Origin of the sequence: Dysgonomonas mossii DSM 22836 (genome assembly GCF_000213575.1) — a bacterium.
Lineage (GTDB): Bacteria > Bacteroidota > Bacteroidia > Bacteroidales > Dysgonomonadaceae > Dysgonomonas > Dysgonomonas mossii.
In genome coordinates, this window is record NZ_GL892005.1 from 670,900 (window position 1) to 687,562 (window position 16,663).

Below are 16,663 nucleotides of genomic sequence, written 5' to 3' on the forward strand. Positions count from 1 at the left end.
TAACTGTCTTACAAAGTTAGTAATAAATATGACTATTTTTTAAGAATTTAGCAATATTTAGTATTGTACTAATTATATATCCATAGCAGTAGAGGCTTTTTACTCTCTTTGAGTAAAGCATCACATTTGCGCATTATTTCATTATTTATTACAGGACATCCCTGACTCCAGCCTAATGGCAGATGTTTGGGGTAAACTTCTTTATTCGCAACCGGATTGTGCGAATGAAGCACTATGATTCGTTTGAATGCATTGTTATTGGTCTTCTCTAAACCATGCAGTTTGTAGTGTACATTTATACCCCAAGTGCTGTATGATCGTGCTCCTGTTTTATATTTACCTAATGAAGAAGAATAGCTGCCCTCAACGTTGCTGAATACGGGTTTAGACTGTGTACTCTTCTGCCCGTATCCATGACAACAAAGACTCTCGTATTTTATGCTGTCTTTTGCAAAATCCCATACAAAGAAACGGTTCTTGCCCGAGTGTATACTGAAATCAATCAGTATACAATGCTTCGAGCTTAGCCCTTGTTGTTTACTATATACTTTGGCCTCATCTGCTTTTGCTTTAAGCCTTGCATAAAGTTTTTTTCTTTCTTCTTTCTTTTGTTTCGATTCCGAGGATTCTATTATTTCCGCTCCTTCGGTTTGTTTTGTCGATTTATTATTTGATTTGTAGCAAATGAAAGATACAAAACCGGTAAAGAGCAATATTGCAGCTATTATCGGAAAATATGTTTTCATTCTTTTTCTTTTACAGTTACTTTTATTCCGGCTGTATGCGATACAAATTCAGGAGCATACATACATTGTATTGTTGTTATTCCATTAGCGTATTCTCCTGTACGGCTTACATATACAGGGTATTCAAATACATAAGTTCCCTTTGGCATAACATCGAAGAAGAAATTAGTAGATGCATCTTTTGACGTTTGATAATACATCAATTCTTCATTCCATTTTATGCCCGAAATCGTTTGAATAGGTTCGAAGCAAGAAGCCCGCATGTCTTTCAGATGAACAAATTCCATATCCTTGTCTGTCCTTACTGTTAGGCGTACTACTACTTTGTCTCCGACAGCAAGCGGATTGTTCTCTGTAACTTGACTTAACGATTTACCTGTAGCTGTGTTGATCTCTTTAAATAACTGTTTCTCTACATTTAGGTCTCCTTTATGCGCTGTAATCTTATCCAAGTTTTCATAATATTGCCAGTATAAAGCTCCATAAGCCGGACGGGTATCTAATGTTGTCACCTCTATTTTACCCATTTCATTTTTTATCTCGGCTTTGTCCCATACTTTCTTGAAGTAGCCTGTTCCAGCCTCTTTCTTTTCGAGTTCTATTTTCTCATTCCCGATAGTGATAACAGGTGTTTCTTCACTTGCAAACCAATCAGACCCTGTGCTCAACAATGCAGTGATAGCATCTATAGAGGCATGTGTTGATTCCCATATTTGGGTTCGTTTCTGATTTATGAGCCATCGTTTCAGCATATCCATTTCTTCTTGCGATGAACCAACTTCTTGCAGCGCATCCATTAAGAATGTATGTACACTGATTGCAGATAGAGACATAAATACCTGATTACGATTATTTGGCCAATACATACCTACTTTTTGATTTTTAACAGCGTATTCGCGTATTGATTTGATAATTTTGTTTGCAAGTTCTTTCTCTCCATTCCTTTTTAATACAACCGAAAGGATAGACTTTTCGTACAAATCCAGTTTTTGCCAGTTTCTACTTGCAACATTCGTGTAGAACCTTTCGGCGGCACGTGTTGCCTGATCAATCGGTATATCTCGGTAGAATGAGCGGACATAGGCGTATTCTAACTGATTGGTCGACACAGACGTTGTTTTCTCCCAATTCTTATTATTCTTTTTCAGATTTTCGAAGTCTTTCAATATTTGGCTATCAATAAATTTGAGAGCATTTATTTGCATTTCCTTCACATCCTCAGGATATTCTATCTGCCCAACTTGCTGTAGTTTAGCATAACCATACAAGATATACTGGGTAACAGAACGGCTGGGATACATCCCTTTGTACCACGACCATCCTCCACCGTTCGTGTTTTGTCGGTCTTGCAGTTTTTTTGTAGCTGCATCGGTCATCTGTTTTGTATTATTCAGATCAAATAATAAAGAAAGACGTTGCATCTGTTCGGCTTCGTTTTTGGCATCCAACACCCAAGGTGTTTCTTCTAACAGTACATTTTTCAGCTCTTCATCTTTCTGTAGTTTCGATACGAATGTCTGTTTATCTCCTCCTTGTTTTTTCCATGCTTCTATCATAGACCCAACTTTCGGATACTGACGGATGATAGAAGAGCCAAGCGTATTCACATAATAACTAGCAAACCAGTTTACTGCATTTTCACTGGTAGGATTACTAAATGAAGGCAGTGCTTGTATAGCGTACCATGCAGGATTGGATGTATATTCGAGTGTCAGTCTATAGTTACTTGCTGTGGATGACGTATTATTGTATAATTTATCGAAAGTAAATGTATTCGTTCCTGCTTTTGTGACATCGATAGACATGCTTTCTGTCACCATCATACGGTTTGATAGTGCAGCCAAAACATGTTGTTCTCCATCACTGAATGTTTCGTTTTGTGCTACAATGCGACAACCGATCAGTTCAATGCCATCGGGTACATCAAAAGTCCATTGGGCAGAGGTCGATGCTCCTTTGTCTACAGAGAATGTTTGGGTTTGATTTGGAATTCTGAGGTCAATCGCTTTATCTGTAGCAGGATCGAAGAATTCTATTCTCACATTTCCCGAGATAGCATTTTCTGACAAATTGGATATCTTGGTAGAAATACTAGTCTTATCACCCTGACGAACAAAGCGAGGCATATTCGGTGTCACCATCAGTTCTTTTTGTGTTATTACAAATTGCTCCAATGTTCCTACTCTCGAATTCTTGTCATGCGCCAACGCTCTGAAACGCCATGTTGTATTGCTTTCGGGTACAGTGAACGATATCAGGGTTTCGCCTTTTTCGTTTGTTCTTAATTGAGGATAGAAAAATGCGGTTTCATTGAAGTTTTGGCGGATTTGAGGTGTGGGAGCATTATTCTCTTCATTGACAGTTTCCTCTTGTCTAATGATGGAGTCTGCTGCGAAGTAGTCTTCTAAACTTTTTGATTGAGCTAGGCGTGGAGGTGCAGGCGTTGATTCTAATTTCACAACTTTATTTTCACTTAATTCAGCTATAGCCATCGCAAACACAGGGGTAGAACCTATACCGCTAGAGGTGATAATTCCGATACTTTGATTACTTTTTTCATAAATATATTCCTCAAAAGATTGATTTATATATCCAAACCAATTTAGTTGGTCAAATCTTCTCGCTGGTGTTTTTTCTTCAGACGTATTTATTTCGGCCACATATAACGAGCCTGCATAAAACCACTTAGATTGATCTACATTCCAATAGCGTGATAGATAGTCGAACGAAATAGGATATATTGCTTCTTTTCCGATGTATGGGCGATTGAAGCTCCAAGCCATATACGGATATAGCTTATCCATTGATACATCGTACATAGATGCCAAGACTTCGGCTATAGAAGGGGTATTGGTTGTATCTTTTACACTGATTGTCCATGTCTCTGCCTGTCCTGGACGTAGTTTATCGCGAAAGACCTCAAGCTTAAGATTTAACTTCGTGTCAGTTTTTTCGGTTTCTTTTGCTAGTAGTATATTTTGGTTGTATAGCTTTCCATCTTTTACAAAAGTAAATGACATGTATACTTCGTCTTCATATTCAGCCTTATAAGGAACAGTAAACAATTGATTCGCCTCACTCATTTTTATGAAGCGACGTTCAAATACTTTTTTATTGTTATTTAGTTGGTACAATACATATATATCTTTATCTGATACTCCGAATATAATCTCAGCCGGCTTGTTGGGACTAAGAGATGTATTCTTTTTTACAAGCCATTCATTTGTCTTTATCGGCGGTTTTTTGTCGCTAAAGCTGTATAAAATAAAATTAGCCTTTTCTTCTATTTCATTATTCTTACTATCAAGGGCTTTTACTTTTAGTTGATATTTACCTGAAGGCTGACTTTGTAAAAAAGACTTTAATTTAGCTTGTTCTCCTGTTTCAAATCTGCCGTCAAATATTTTCTTATTGATAGAATCTTTTTCCGATAAACTATAAAGAATATAAGTTCCGGATGTCTTAATGTCTTCCCCTTGTAAATTTTTTGCACCTATATTTATTTTATCATTTCCCGATTTTTCTATCTGGCTAGGTATATCTATGTTGATAGCTATCGAGATATTACCAACGTTAATGGAGTATTGGTTCGACTGAGTCTCTCCATTTACATCCGTCACTGTTGCTGTAACTTCAAATGTGTAATTCTGTTGATTGAAAGGTGTATAGCGTTTTTCATCTGAAGGCTGTGGAGTAAATACAACTTCGAATGAACCATCATCATTTGTTTTTACTACACCATCAGCAAAAGGAGCTTTGTAGCCTCTTCCCCAGCGCCAGATATCCAACTGTTTGCGGGTTATAGTGTAGTTTACATCCGTTTGTTGGAGATTTACACCCGAATAATTTTTTGCATAGCCTTTCAGCTTAATTTCTTCTCCGAAAGCATACGTTTCTTTTAATTTATCGAATGTGATTTCAAAGGTAGGTCGTTTGTACTCTTCTACATTGAAATAATTAGTTCCTGCTCCGCCGCCGGTTGCCATTATGCTATATTGACCTAATAATCCGGATTGCGGTAATATAAATTCTCCTGATGCAGAACCGAATTCATTTGTGATGATCTCTTTTTCTGAAACCGTTTCATCATTCACATCCAATAACTCTATTGTACAAGTCTGATTCGCTAATACTTTGGATTCTTTATCGATCACGATGGCTTTGAAGTAAACAGTTTGCCCGGGACGATATATGGTCCTGTCGGTAAATATATTAATCGTATTCTCTTGGGTGCTGTAAGGAACAGTACGTTCCCATCTGTATGAGTTTGAATTCAAATTCTCTGCTTGCAAGCACGAGTCTGCACCAAGCTCTACTTTGTATTTAGCGACAGAGTATAGATCTTTGACATCGCGCGAATCTATGAATGTTGCAATACCTATTTCATTTGTTTTTAATGTAGCTAGCAATATTTTTTTATCATCCTTTTTTCTGACTATAGAATGTATTTTTACTGCAGCATCTTTTATAGGCTTGCCCGAATTTCGGTCAACTACAAATATTTCGTATTCATTCTTTGCGCTATTGCGAGAGAATGTCATTAGAGAAGAAACAATAAATTTGAATTGGTTGTCATCCCAATGATTGTAAAGAAGATATTCACTTTCATCTTTTAGTGTTTCTTTGTTAAGTTCTTCAATAGATTGAGTTGTGAATGTGTACTCGCCGGGTTGAAGTTTTCCTATATTCAAATCTAATGTATCAGCGTTGTATGTTGTTTTAGATGTCAGATTCGGAGAATATTCTTTTATTAAGGAATATTTTCCATTTAATTTCCTCAATAGTTTGAATGGTGCAATGCTATCTGTTTTTACATTTTTATATTCTACTTTTAGTAGGATTTCCTCATTCGGATATTGCAGATTTTTACCATTGACTAGAAGGATTGGAGATTCAAGAATGTTCAATTGTTGTTGCAAAATTCTGGCTCCATACGATTTAGGATATTTATCTAGCCCTTTTTTCAACCAAGCATATATGGTTTCATTTCTTTTAGCGATGTTTATATCATCCGTTCCGTAATTATAAGCATCAACTATTTTAGCTATTATTTCGGAACAGTTTTCGTTTGACTCATATTTTTTCTCAAGCTTCAAATATGTATCCAATACGTCTTTTGGCGTAAATGAATTCGACTTGTTTTGAGTAAAAGATATCTTACCAATCTCCATTGATATGATTGTTGCAGTCATATTTCTATCCAATAGATCTTTCATGTATTGCTGATAATATGTATATGCAAGCATTCTATTACCGGGACTTGACTTCATATTGAGCTTAACGAACTCATCAGTTGGGAGGATTAGTTGTTTGATGTCTAAACCTATAAGGGTAGGGTCAAATTCACTGTTATCAATATTTTGTATACCCTCTGCTATCTCTATCGCTCTTTTCATCAAGAAGTCATAGAGTGTCGGGAATCTTTCAGTATCCTTCCCAAGATTTATTATATCATCGTATTCTTTTGTTGTATACTTTTTTAGCGTTGTAATATTTACAACTGAAAGTTTAAGATGATCCGCAATTTTATTAACAAATATATTTCCTGTCCATTCTTTGATGTCATTCGGAATTATATCAGAAAGGTTGGTACGTCGATTTATCTCCCAGCTGTTTGAACTGTAGTAGTCTAGATAAGCTTCGGCAAGCATAGAGTTCAATAGTGCTTTTTCTGTAACATCATTCGACTGGCTTAGGAGGTTTTGGAGGTCATTTAATATACCTTCATTATCACTAAAATCGATTTCTTTTTTGAACCTATTCTTATATATAAGTGCCTTTATTACTTGTGTGTTGTTCTTTTCGGCGATTGCCATCTTAAGCACATCATCTACCGACTGTAATGCAGATTGGGGTAAGTCTTCAGATGCAAGTTGCTCTATGTTTTTCCATTCATTTTCATATTTATTGTTAGAAGTTTGTGATTTCATAATGATACTTAATGAAAAGAATAAAAGAATAAAGAATAAATGCTTTTTCATATTATTATGTTTTGTATTTCTTATTAATATATTATAGATGAAAAGGAGGTGCCAAAAGCACAATCAAAAAAGTTAAATATCTATAATGTGTTATTTTGTTAGATACATTCCTAACCAAACGGCAGATATTCCGATAACACAACTTGCCAATACATAAACAAATGCCAATATTGATTGGTTGTTGTTTGCGAATGTTAAAGTTTCGCTAGCGAAAGTAGAAAATGTGGTAAAACCTCCGCAAAATCCTGTAATGAGTAGCATTCGTAAATTGTTGGAGGGAACCAGATTTGCAAATAAGCCTATACAAAAGCATCCGAGAATATTGATAAGAAATGTAGCTAATGGAAAAGGAAATGGCTCAATCCTTACGATAAAAGCAGATGTAAGAAATCTCAATATACTTCCTACAGCCCCACCAAGTCCTACTAATAATATTTGCTTAATCATTTTCCAAAATTAATTCAATATTTTCTAACTTTTTACTTTTAGAGGTGATAAATGGAAGTACCTAATAATCCCTCTTTATTTCTTCAATATTAGCACCTTCTACTGCCGAAAGGCTTGTGGCTTAATCTAAGGCGTGAAAGTTTTTTAATAATGCGATTATATAGGGATGTCGTTCTATGATATTTACTAAAAGTCGGATTTAAGTTAAAGTAGTGATTTTAATAAAAAAACAATGAGATATGTGCCGTTACAAGAAGCAATGAATTATATTTGCTACTTGAATTTAATATTTTTAATAAATTAGGTTAATCGATGCAAAATAAGTTGCTCTTATTCTTTACATTTTTATTAATCTCATTTTACGCTCAAGCTCAGTTTGCTATTCGTTATCAGGTGGCTCCACCCAAGCCGGCTGATTCGATTGACATAGCTTTTTATTCTAAGAAAAAATTCTGGGAAGCGGCAACTCAGACTTTTGGTTTGAATATGGCTATTTGGGGATTTGATCGGTTTGTAATGAAGGAAGACTTTGCATATATAAATATGCATACCATAAAGAAAAATTTAAAGGGTGGTTTTGTTTGGGATAATGATCAGATGGGAACAAATATGTTTCTTCATCCTTATCACGGTAATCTATATTACAACTCCGCTCGTTCCAGAGGATTTAATTATTGGGAGTCGGGGCTTTTTGCTCTCGGTGGTAGTGCCATGTGGGAATTGTTTATGGAGAATGAGTATCCGTCAATAAATGATATAATCGCAACACCCATTGGGGGACTATCGCTCGGAGAGGTGCTTTATCGAACGTCCGATCTGGTGTTGGACGATCGCCGTGAAGGAAGTCATCGTTTTGGGCGTGAATTAGCTGCCTTTGTAATAGCTCCAACCAGAGGACTGACAAGAATCCTGAACGGAGATGCTTGGCGTAGACGTTCTACTACAGGCAAGCAGTTTGGAGTGCCCGATGTGAGTGTAGAGGTATCTGCCGGAGTAAGAGTTTTAGAACTGAAAGGTGAGATACTAGACAAGGGTGTAGGGGCTGCAATGGATGTAAACATCGAATATGGCGATCGATTTTCAGATGAGAATGAAAAACCCTATGATTATTTCACATTTAAGAGCAATCTCAATATACACAGTTCGCAGCCAATGCTTAGCCAATTAAATATTATTGGCCGACTGTATGTCACAGAATTGGTAGATACAAAAAATGATTTTCTAAGTTTAGGATTCTATCAACATTTCGATTATTATGATTCAGATACAATATCAGATGTTTCGGGTAAAATTCCATACAAGTTTTGTACTCCTGCATCATTCGGAGCAGGGTTCATCTATCAAAGCAAACGTTTACAGAATGTAGGGTTTAATGCGTTTATGCATACAAATCTGGTGTTGCTAGGTGGAGCTCTTAGTGATCATTATGTGGTAGATATGCGTAATTATAATCTGGCCAGTGGCTTCAGTACAAAGTTAGGTTTTAATCTGACGTACAAGGATTGGATCAGCATATCGGGTAATTATGAGGTCTATCGTATGTTTACTTGGAAGGGGTATCCCAAAGATATAGATTGGGATAATATTGATGTGCATGAGTTTAATTATCAAGGGGATCGGTCGCAAGCAATTCTACATGCAATCAGCCTTCGTACAGATATAAAATTAAGAAGCCATTTATTCTTAACGGGTATATATTACAACTATATGCGCGACACAAATTATAGATATTTTGATGATGTATTTTCTAAAACATCAGAAGGACGATTAATGCTAACATATAAATTTTAATAAAATGATTATTTCCGAAGCCCCATATGAAGATGTTCTGGTCGTGCGCAGACAGGTGATGTATCCGGATAGAGATATTGATTTCGTAAAATTGCCTGACGATGACCGAGGTTTGCATATTGGTGTATACGAGAATGATGATTTGGTGTCTGTTATGTCTATATTTCTACATGGTAGAGACGTTCAATTCCGGAAATTAGCAACTCTCGGCGAAATGCAAGGTAAAGGATATGCTACAGCACTTATGGAATGGCTTATATCTTATGCAAACGATCTGAAACTGGATCGTCTTTGGTGCAATGCTCGTACCGAAGCAACTGATTTTTATAAAAAATTTGGTTATAGTGTAACAGATCAAATCTTCTCTAAAAATGGATATGATTATATTGTAATGGAGAGGAAATTTAATCATGAATTCGGTTGAAGAGGCTTTTTCTAAATTCAATTTTTCTTTCATTACCCTTTGCCCTCTCTAACTCTAAGTCTCGGTTTAGCTAACAATTAGTTTCGAGCGAAGGAGTCTTTTTTATGTCTGAAATAAGGCTAGGTTAAGAAATAACTTAAGGATAACTATTTTTAACACAATGGGGAGCAACATCGGTTTGTTTCTTCGCATCTTTAGTATATATAATGTTGAATTGAAAAATAAAAGTCGTACATTTGTTTTATATACCATAAGATCTTACTGTAAGTTTTAAACCTTTTGACGATTGTTTAGTCTAAGGTATATACACGAAAGTATATTGTACAGTAAGTGAATACAAAACTAAATTAGTAAATAATAATTATAGGAGAGCAGATTATGAAAGCTAAAAAAATGTTTCTAATGATTCTGGTGTCAGCTATACCGTTCTTGGCTTTTGCTCAGGAATGGGATGACATATATGCTACTTCTAAATCGAAAGAATCGAAACAGAAAGAAGTAAAAGTAAAGACTACTGCTCCCCAAAAGCAAGTAGACCAAACTCAAGTTTTGGTAGTGAAAGACAATGGGGATATAACATTAGAACGAACAGGAAATGTGAATATCGATGTAGATGCTTATAACCGTAGGGGTAATGTAAGCGTTTACGATGCCGAGCAAACGCAGATACCTGAAGACTCTATTGCAAATGCAGATGAATATAAGGATTTTGAATATACCGATCGTATAGTAAGATTCCACGATCCGGCAAATAGTGTTAAAATATCAAGCGATAACGAGATAAATGTATATGTTGTAAATGACACATATAATAGTTATTATCGTAATCGTGGCTGGAACTTCAATGTAAACTTCGGTTGGGGTTGGGGAGGATATGGATATTATCCTTGGTACGATTCATGGTATTATCCTTCTTATGCATGGGGATGGTACGATCCTTGGTATTATGGCTCTTGGGGCTGGGGTTGGAGCAGACCTTGGTATTATAGTTCTTGGGGTTGGGGATGGAACAGTCCTTGGTATGGTGGCTGGTATTCCGGCTGGTACGGCGGCGGTGGCTGGTATGGCGGTGGACATTATCATCGTTCAAACTATTCATATTCCGGTCGTCCTAGATATAGCTCAAGCGGCAGATATTCAGCTTATAATAATTCAGGACGCTATAACTCCGGTTATAATAACTCCGGCAGATATTCTTCATATAGCGGAGGACGTGGGTCTTCTTCTAGTGTAAGCACCCGACCATCATACAATTCGGGAAGAGGCTCAAGCAACGTAAGTACACGTCCATCATATAATACAGGCAGGGGATCGTCAAGTGGTGTGAGCACTCGTCCCGCTACTCGTCCAAGCTACAATAGTGGAACATCTACAGGTCGAGGTTCATCAAGTGGTATTAGTACGCGACCTACGACTCGTCCAAGTTACAATAGCGGAACGTCTTCGGGAAGAGGTTCTTCATCGGATGTAAGTACTCGTCCGAGCACACGCCCAAGTTATAACAGTGGCTCCTCAAATAGTACCCGTCCAAGTTACAATAGTGGTTCTTCCAGTAGTTCCTCAAGACCAAGCTATAACAGTAGTAGTCCATCAAGGAGCTCTTCTAGTAGCAGCCGTCCAAGTTACAGCAGTGGCAGTTCTTCTAGTAGTCGTCCAAGCTATAATAGCAGTAGTTCTTCTTCAAGTTCTTCAAGTTCACGCCCAAGTTATAGTAGTAGCTCTTCTAGTAGTTCTTCCTCAAGAAGCTCTGGCTCATATAGTTCCGGCAGTTCTTCTTCAGGACGTTCTTCAGGTGGAGGATCATACAGTGGCGGCGGTGGTAGAAGTAGTAGCGGACGCAGATAATACGATCGTATCATATAAAAAATATAAAAGCTGTTTCAACAAACGTGGTTATTGGAACAGCTTTTTATGGAAAATATAAGAAAATAGAACATTTAATATACTCTGAAATGTGTATGTTTCGTTTCGAAAGAGTTTAAACATGCAAATTTCATCTGTTAGATAAAAAATATTGAAATATGAAAAAATTATCATTATTAATGCTTGCTGTTGCCTTTTCTGTAGGAATGGCTTATGCTCAAAATGAAATGGATGCATACAGATTTTCCAGGAATGATTTAACCGGTACGGCAAGATCTGTAGCTATGGGGGGGGCATTTGGTGCACTGGGAGGTGATATCTCCGGTATTGCAATAAATCCTGCCGGTATAGGAGTTTATCAAAAGTCTGAGATTGTGACAACAATGAATTTTCAGAATACGAAGTCACAAGGGCAATTAAATGTAGGTAAGCAAAATGAAAATAAATTTACTTTTGCTTTTGATAATTTAGCCTTTGTAGGAACTTTTCCGTTATATGATGATGTAGTTCCTTTTCTTAATTTTGGATTTTCTTATAACCGGTTAAAAAGCTTTGATAGGAAATATGCGATAATGGGTGATAATACTCGATCTCTTACGGGTTATATGGCAGGCAGAGCTAACTTTAATGGAGTTTCAGCTTCACATCTATCTCTAAAAGATAATGACTTTTGGGGAGTGTGGGATAGTCAGGATTGGTTGACTGTACTTGGTTACAATTCTTTCTTGATAAATGAAGGTTCGAACGGCTATAGTGCGGCAATACCAAACAACGTTTCCAATGATTTGTTTGTGGAAGAGAAAGGTTATATTAGTTCATACGACTTCAATATCGGAACTTCTTTCTCTGATATCGTGAGCATTGGTGCTACAATTTCTATGACAGATATAAACTATCGTCTCTATTCTCAATATACAGAGTATATGCCTGATGGAAATGGTGCATTGGCAGATAATCGCAGATTTGATTTGTATAATTGGAATAGAACGGATGGAACAGGTTGGCAAGTAAAAGCGGGAGTTATAATAAAACCGGTTCAAGAATTCCGTATAGGTATTGCTTACCACTCGCCAACATGGTATAAAATGACAGATCATTTTGCTGCCGATTTGAGTCATAATTTATCAGGAGTATCGAGTTCTAGTCTTGATCCCGATTATGTAGCAGGAACAGTAAAAAGCTACGATGGACGGGAAGATGCTGTTTTTGATTATAAATTACGTACACCCGATAAATGGACATTTAGCATGGCGGGAGTAATAGGGACAAAGGCTATCATAAGTGCAGACTATGAATTGACAAACTATAAGAATAATATGAAGCTGTTTAATCGTAACAGTAAAACATTTTCGCCGGATCCGAATGAATATATTAAAAACGATTTCAAAATGGCATCAACCCTGCGTGTTGGACTTGAATATCGTTTTACCAGCAAATTTTCTGGTCGTGTAGGTTATTCATGGGTGCAAAGTCCTTTTGACTCAAAAATAAAGAATAATGGTAATGAGGTTACTACAGATCCTCGTCCTGTTACACAATATGCATTCGATGCCGATACTCACTATATCACTTATGGATTAGGGTATCAATTTATTCCTGAAAGAAGAGGTAAAGCTGATTGGTCGAATGGTTATTTTTACACAGATGTTGCCTTTGTGATGAGATCACAAAAGGCTGATCTGTATTCTTTTGCGGGAGCAGATAAAGCTTCTTTGAAGACAAACTCATTTCAAGGATTATTGACTTTAGGGTATAAGTTTAGTATGAATTAGACCATTCTTGAAAATATAATAAAATAGAAAAGGTATGCTTTGAGCATACCTTTTCTATTTTATAGCAGAATACTTCTGCTCTCGAAAGCATTATTTTGTCACTGACAAGTAGGGCGGAGTTTAATTTTGAATTGTATCTTTGTAAATATATTTGCGTCAAATTATTTGTTTAATTGACCATTTGTTAACTTTTAAACTAAATGTATTCTGTTTCTCAAACAATTAAAATTAGTATAGATGACCTCCCCATATCATAAGTTTCTTGAGTTATTCAGAGCTAATGAATATAAAATAAAACACGGCAAGAAGGGTGTAGTAAAACAAGAATGGATTGACTACACAGAGCAAGAATTGGGGTTCCCGTTACCAGATTCTTATAAGTGGTGGTCGAAGGAGTTTGAGTACTTCAAAGTAGAAGATGAATATGTTAAATATGTATCTCCTCCCGAAAACTATAATATTGCAGATATAGATAGTCTTTTATATCTATACAAGTCTCAGACGATAAATAGTCCTTTATCTCAGAATGAATTGACCATTTTAGAAGAAGGAGAGGGAGATGCTTTGTACTATTTCTTAATAGAGCCCGGGCTAAAAGGTAATGAGTATAAAGTATTTTGTCGTGATTATATGAATGAAGATGATGATTTTTATGCTGATGATTTTTTTAAGTTTTTGGAAATGAAAATACATCAAATGAAATAATGCACGGTTTGAATGTAAAGATAGATTATAATCAAAGAGATATATGATGCTATAAGGTAAAAGTTATAGCATCTTTTTTATTCTTTTACTCTTTAAAAAGTCATATTTTACTCTTTCTGTGTATGGTTTAATGTGTTTATATATAGCCTGTTATTTGTTTTGTGTTATGCTAAAAAGTCGTATCCTATTGTTCTTGAGGCTAATCTTTACTAACTATGTATTGTAATTATAAAATAATCACAATTTTAGAATAGAAAAATATATTCATTCTTGCACAGATAATAATGTAGCAAAGTATATAAAATATTGATAATAATTTTTAAGTGAAACATTTGTCTATATGACAAAGCCTTGTAATAAAGTAGTTATAAAGTTCCCGAAAATGAGGATTGCTTTGGTTGTCCTCTCTCCGTCCTGAAATTGCCCGTTTCAGGACGGTTTTTTTATATGAATTATTTAATCGATTGAGAGCTTAAATACTAACAAAAAGAAAGAACAGCACTATACTGAAATTAGTTTAAATGAGCTTTTTCAAAATATATTCTGGTTTTACTCGAAGTTTATCATTAAAAAACATAACTATTCATCAAAATAAAGAGCCCGAAAATTAGTAGACTTATCGTTTAGTAGAATCTAAGACGATTATATCTTTCTTCTTGTGATAATGTTTTGTTATTTAGTAGTTTATGTAAGTTGTCTATGGGTAAAGAAAAAGGATTAAGAATAGAAGGAAATCCCTATCAGTAAAAGATGAGAAGATAAAAGTTTTAAATAATTATAAATATTATACTAAAAGTCCATTTATTTTCGCTGTTAAGAAATTAAATTCTATATTTGCACCGTGAAATATTAAGAGCAATATTTCATGATAAATAACACACAACAAAACCAAACTAAAGTCATGCTAGAAAAGGGAAGTAACGAGCTTGGATATTCGTTAGAGAACGAATTTGAATTATATAAGAATGCTCACTCTTTACCAGTTCCTCATTCTGCATTTTGTACGACTTTTGGTATAGTAGGTATTTGTCATGAAGGTTCTATTACGATAGAAGTACATCAGCGTCAAGAAGAGCATCGTTTTGTTGAGGGAGAGATGATCGTTTTATTGCCAAACCAGACTATTTCGGTAAAAGATAAAAGCGACGATTTTAAAGTTGATTATTTTTTACTTTCCCAAACAATGACAAATGATATTTTAGGTGGTATTTCACGCTTTTCGCCACTATTCTTCATATATATGATGCAAAAGCACTTTTACAAACTGACTAAGGATGAGATGTCTCGGTATTCAGAATACTATAATCTTGTTAATGAAAGACTTCTTACGTCAGATTCTATGTTTCAGCGGGAATATATAGTAAGTTTAATAAGACTTTTTTATTTAGATGTTTATTATAGCTTTAAGAATAGCGTATTGTCAGCGAATGCAACTCCTTGTTCAAGGAAAGAGAACTTGGCATATCAATTTTTTCTTTTAATACTGAAGCATTACAAAGAAAATAAAGAAATGTCTTTTTATGCGAAGCAATTGGATATAACACCCAAGTATCTTTCTAAGGTGATAAAGGATGTAAGTGGTCGATCTGCCAAAGACTGGATTGTAGAATATACTTTGTTGGAAATAAAATCGTTATTGAATAATACAACGTTAAATATTCAACAAATAACATTGGATACACATTTTTCGACTCAAGCTTCTTTAGGTAGATTTTTTAAAAAACATACAGGACAATCTCCGTCAGAGTATAGGTTGAGGTTAGATGTTCAGCCAAGTATGTTTTAGTATATTGATGAGAGCAAATAAATGCCTCGTAAAAGATAGGAAAATAAATAAAAATATATTGTGTAGTTTTGTAAAGTTTGTGTTAAGGTTGGGGTCCTGCAAGTCGTGAGATTAGCAGGATTCTTTTTGAAGGAGCTTCATTACGAAACTGCCTCATTTTATACTACTATTTATTTATCCTATTCGATATATATAGCATTAAGCACATCTGTTATAGATAATATGTCGTACGAAACAGATATTTTTGCACCTTTTTCTACTAATTTACTATTGTGCTTTACACCTGAAAGTTTTACGTTATCTGCTATGTTCTTGGCATTTATTATGTATATACTATTTCGCCGGAAGTTACAGTACGTAACGGAGATAATCTTTATCTGACATCCTTTTTTGTGTTTGTAGGACTGTTCCGATATTTACAAATCATATTTGTGGAAGAAATGAGTGGTAATCCAACATTGATATTCCTCAAAGATAATTTTATCCGCATCATCATAATCTTATGGATTATATCTTTCTTTGTTATCACAAAATTCTTTAGGTAATGATAGATGTAAATTCATCGAAGGTAATAGCTGTTTTCGACTTTGACGGAACGATAACGACCGTAGATACCTTATTCGATTTTATTATGGATTTCCACGGCTAATTTTAGGATTGTTTGCTCTCTTTCCTGTTCTGATCTTATTTAAACTAGGTTTTGTTGCAAATAATAAGGCAAAAGAACGGCTGTTTTCTTATTTCTTTAAAGGGAAGAATTTATCAGAGTTTAATGCTATTTGTGGAAAATATAAAAATCGAATAAGCCGGACGTTGAGATCACAAGCAATCGATAAGGTCAAGTTTCATCAACAAGAAGAGCATATAGTTCTCATTAATAGTGTATCTATTTGCAACTGGATTTTGCCTTGGGCACAATCAGTCGGCATTGATGTAGTTATCGGTACAGAGCTTGAAACAGAAGGCGGTGTAATTACCGGTAAATTCAAAGGTGAAAACTGTTACGGAGTAGAAAAAGTCAAACGTTTCCTGGAACTTTACCCGCATAGAGATACTTATAAGCTTTATGTATACGGAGACATTAGTGGGGATAAACCGTTGTTAGATATTGCAGATTTTCCGTTTTATAAGGAATTCTAAAATAAAAG

The 16,663-nt window shown here is 35.3% G+C and carries 10 protein-coding genes; 7 read left to right on the plus strand and 3 right to left on the minus strand.

Annotated elements, in window-relative coordinates:
• Positions 1-68: 68 nt before the first annotated feature.
• The 3 genes from HMPREF9456_RS06400 to crcB all read right to left on the minus strand — a co-directional run bounded on the left by HMPREF9456_RS06400 (position 69) and on the right by crcB (position 7,174).
• Positions 69-746 (minus strand): murein L,D-transpeptidase catalytic domain-containing protein, encoded by a 678-nt coding sequence (locus HMPREF9456_RS06400; protein ID WP_006842671.1) that lies wholly within the window; start codon positions 744-746, stop codon positions 69-71.
• The gene (locus HMPREF9456_RS06405) at positions 743-6,727 is read right to left on the minus strand and encodes an alpha-2-macroglobulin family protein (protein WP_006842672.1); all 5,985 of its coding nucleotides are present in this window, start codon (positions 6,725-6,727) and stop codon (positions 743-745) included. Before HMPREF9456_RS06405 ends, HMPREF9456_RS06400 begins: the two co-directional genes overlap by 4 nt.
• 90 nt (positions 6,728-6,817) lie before the next feature.
• Entirely contained in the window at positions 6,818-7,174 is a 357-nt protein-coding gene (gene crcB, locus HMPREF9456_RS06410; protein WP_006842673.1) for a fluoride efflux transporter CrcB, read from the minus strand.
• A gap of 312 nt (positions 7,175-7,486) precedes the next feature.
• Between crcB and HMPREF9456_RS06415 the strand changes: the two genes are divergently transcribed.
• The 7 genes from HMPREF9456_RS06415 to HMPREF9456_RS06445 all read left to right on the plus strand — a co-directional run bounded on the left by HMPREF9456_RS06415 (position 7,487) and on the right by HMPREF9456_RS06445 (position 16,655).
• The gene (locus HMPREF9456_RS06415) at positions 7,487-8,965 is read left to right on the plus strand and encodes a DUF3943 domain-containing protein (RefSeq protein ID WP_006842674.1); all 1,479 of its coding nucleotides are present in this window, start codon (positions 7,487-7,489) and stop codon (positions 8,963-8,965) included.
• A 4-nt stretch (positions 8,966-8,969) separates the two neighbouring features.
• Positions 8,970-9,389, plus strand: coding sequence for a GNAT family N-acetyltransferase (locus HMPREF9456_RS06420; RefSeq protein ID WP_006842675.1), 420 nt, complete (start codon positions 8,970-8,972; stop codon positions 9,387-9,389).
• 378 nt (positions 9,390-9,767) lie between these two features.
• Entirely contained in the window at positions 9,768-11,234 is a 1,467-nt protein-coding gene (locus HMPREF9456_RS17035; RefSeq protein ID WP_147591721.1) for a hypothetical protein, read from the plus strand.
• Positions 11,235-11,410: 176 nt separating this feature from the next.
• Positions 11,411-13,024 carry an OmpP1/FadL family transporter gene (locus HMPREF9456_RS06430; RefSeq protein WP_006842677.1) on the plus strand — a complete coding sequence of 538 codons (1,614 nt, stop codon included), beginning with the start codon at positions 11,411-11,413 and terminating at the stop codon, positions 13,022-13,024.
• A gap of 237 nt (positions 13,025-13,261) precedes the next feature.
• Positions 13,262-13,729, plus strand: a complete 468-nt coding sequence (locus tag HMPREF9456_RS06435; RefSeq protein WP_006842678.1) for an SMI1/KNR4 family protein — start codon at positions 13,262-13,264, stop codon at positions 13,727-13,729.
• 865 nt (positions 13,730-14,594) lie between these two features.
• Positions 14,595-15,515, plus strand: coding sequence for a helix-turn-helix domain-containing protein (locus HMPREF9456_RS06440; RefSeq protein ID WP_006842679.1), 921 nt, complete (start codon positions 14,595-14,597; stop codon positions 15,513-15,515).
• A 657-nt stretch (positions 15,516-16,172) separates the two neighbouring features.
• Positions 16,173-16,655, plus strand: a complete 483-nt coding sequence (locus HMPREF9456_RS06445) for an HAD-IB family phosphatase (protein WP_006842681.1) — start codon at positions 16,173-16,175, stop codon at positions 16,653-16,655.
• The last annotated feature ends 8 nt before the right edge of the window (positions 16,656-16,663 follow it).